Origin of the sequence: Micromonospora sp. NPDC047467 (genome assembly GCF_040643095.1) — a bacterium.
Classification (GTDB): Bacteria; Actinomycetota; Actinomycetes; order Mycobacteriales; family Micromonosporaceae; genus Micromonospora.
The window spans coordinates 1-1,895 of sequence record NZ_JBEYTO010000031.1 but is presented as its reverse complement, the minus strand read 5'-3'; the positions used below and the strand labels follow the sequence as shown (position 1 = coordinate 1,895).

Below are 1,895 nucleotides of genomic sequence, written 5' to 3'. Positions count from 1 at the left end.
CGACTGGGTCATCGCCCGCCGACGGGCCATCGGAGACCGCATCCGCGCCGTACGCCTCGAGGCCAACCTCACCCAAGAACGCCTCGCCGAACGGGCCGACATGGACCGCCAGTCCCTGAACCGCATCGAGCAGGGACACGCCTCGCCCAAGGTCGACACGCTCATTCGCATCGCTGCCGCGCTCGACACCCCGCTCGCCGACCTTGTGAGGTAGGAAGGCCCGCCCATCCGCCACGGGGGAAGCGGACGAGCGAGGCCTCCTCTACCGGGTGGCTTCCTCAGGATGAGGCGTGGCGCCCGGTTCGCATCGGTTACCTTGCTGCCCATCACAGCGAGGTGGTGCAGGGATGACGGGGCGCGACGCGTTCGCGGCGGACGGCCGGCCGGTGTGCGGTGTCTGCCCGTCCCTGAGGCACCCGGGCGGGAAGTTCGACGTCGTCGACCGCCCCAGTCGGGCATGCCCCTTCGACCCGGAGACCGGCCACCGCTTCACCGCGGCCGGCGTCCCTGTATGCGTGCACCCGGAGCGCGTCGGACTGCCAGCGGCTCCGTACGCCAGCGACGGTCTGCCGCTGCCGTGGCAGACCCCGCCGCCGGCTGAGGCCGGCGAGGTCCTCGCATGGCTGCGCCAGGTGCTGACCGCAGCACCACCGGACGCCTGCGACGAGGTGATCCAGCAGGCGACGGAGGTCCTGCTCGCCGCCGACCCCGACACTGACGTCACCGCGGTGCTGCGCGCCGCCCTCAGCTAAGAGACCCCGCCCATCCGCCACGGGGGAGCGGACGAGCGGGGCCGGCCGGGATCGCCTACGCGCCCGCCAGGTGCCCCTGGAAGACGGCGCGCGCCTGCTCCATCAGCTCGGGGTCCTCCAGCCGGAGCCGGCCCGCGGCGACGTGCTCGTGCCCGTACATGGGCTTGGCCATCGTCACCTGCTGGGTCATGTCCAGGGACCAGGCGGCGTCATCGAAGTTGACCGTGTCTGGCTTCGGCGTCAGCCGTGCGGAGAACCCGGTGCAGGCGAGCCAGGCCGCGCGTGCGTGCTCCGGCGGCTGCCCGTACAGGCTGGTCGGCTGGTGCCGCCCCGCCATCGCGAAGAGGTCGCCCGGCTCGAACTCGAGCCCCTCGATGGGGATGACACCGAGGGCCGCAACATCGCCGAAGCGTCCGGCGGTCGTGTAGGCGAGGACGCAGTAGTGGCCTGGCCAGCCGTGCAGCATAGAGAAGACCGTGATCCGGCCCCGCCCGGACATCGCTCTCGTCATCTGTTCCGCCTCTCCTCGTGCGCCGGCCCCCGCCACTGTAGGAGCGGGGGCCGACATCACCTACCGGATCTTGCCCAGGTCAGACGCTGTGCTCGCACGTCGGCAGCGGGTTCCCACCCTTGCCGTCGTCACCGCACGTGTCCTCGCAATCCACGCCGGCCTGCCACAACTCCGGGCGGACCATGTACCCGGCGGCCTCGATCGCCGCCACGGTGAGCGGCAGCACCTCGGCCGCGGGCGGGTAGGTCGCGCCGCCGTGGCCGTCGCACGGGTTGTGGTGGACCTTGGGCCAGCCGCGGGAGGTAAAGAAGTCGTCGTACTGGTGGGTGTACTCCATGAAGGAGTGCCAGGCCGGGTCCACGGTCCGGCTCATGAACAGGGACGGTGCCACCTTCGGCTTCTGGGCGCAGGTGGCCAGGTTGGCGAGGTCCTGTTCCGTGATCTGCTCGGCCGCCTCCTGGTCCAGGCCGTGTGTCTTGGCCACGCGGGCGCTCAGCCGCGTGAAAAAGTCCTCGTCGACGAGGGTCCTCGCCGAGACTGCTTCGATGACAGGTGCAGACATGCTCACTCCTTGACTGAGAGTTGCAGTGATGCGCTGAACGGGCCTCCGCCCCCGCCCCCGTCGGGGGCGG

At 71.0% G+C, this 1,895-nt stretch carries 4 protein-coding genes; 2 read left to right on the top strand and 2 right to left on the bottom strand.

Annotated features, from left to right (window positions below):
* Together ABZ780_RS31695 and ABZ780_RS31690 are read left to right on the top strand one after the other, a co-directional pair.
* Positions 1 to 214, top strand: a 214-nt coding sequence (locus ABZ780_RS31695) for a helix-turn-helix transcriptional regulator (protein ID WP_357488439.1), incomplete at its 5' end; no start/stop codon positions are given.
* Positions 215 to 347: 133 nt separating this feature from the next.
* Complete coding sequence (locus tag ABZ780_RS31690) at positions 348 to 752, top strand: hypothetical protein (protein ID WP_357488437.1); 405 nt, start codon at positions 348 to 350, stop codon at positions 750 to 752.
* Between the two features lie 55 nt (positions 753 to 807).
* On the opposite strand, the gene ABZ780_RS31685 is transcribed toward ABZ780_RS31690, so the two are convergent.
* Both ABZ780_RS31685 and ABZ780_RS31680 read right to left on the bottom strand, forming a co-directional pair.
* A complete protein-coding gene (locus tag ABZ780_RS31685; RefSeq protein WP_357488435.1) occupies positions 808 to 1,263 on the bottom strand; it encodes a hypothetical protein in 456 nt (151 codons plus the stop codon).
* A 79-nt stretch (positions 1,264 to 1,342) separates the two neighbouring features.
* On the bottom strand, positions 1,343 to 1,825 hold the full coding sequence (locus ABZ780_RS31680) for a hypothetical protein (RefSeq protein WP_357488433.1): 483 nt from the start codon (positions 1,823 to 1,825) through the stop codon (positions 1,343 to 1,345).
* Positions 1,826 to 1,895 lie beyond the last annotated feature (70 nt).

Bases quoted from the DNA above. Each gene is read 5' to 3' on its own strand.
- ABZ780_RS31680 (WP_357488433.1), bottom strand. From the start codon at position 1,825: ATGTCTGCACCTGTCATCGAAGCAGTCTCGGCGAGGACCCTCGTCGAC.
- ABZ780_RS31690 (WP_357488437.1), top strand. From the start codon at position 348: ATGACGGGGCGCGACGCGTTCGCGGCGGACGGCCGGCCGGTGTGCGGT.
- ABZ780_RS31685 (WP_357488435.1), bottom strand. From the start codon at position 1,263: ATGACGAGAGCGATGTCCGGGCGGGGCCGGATCACGGTCTTCTCTATG.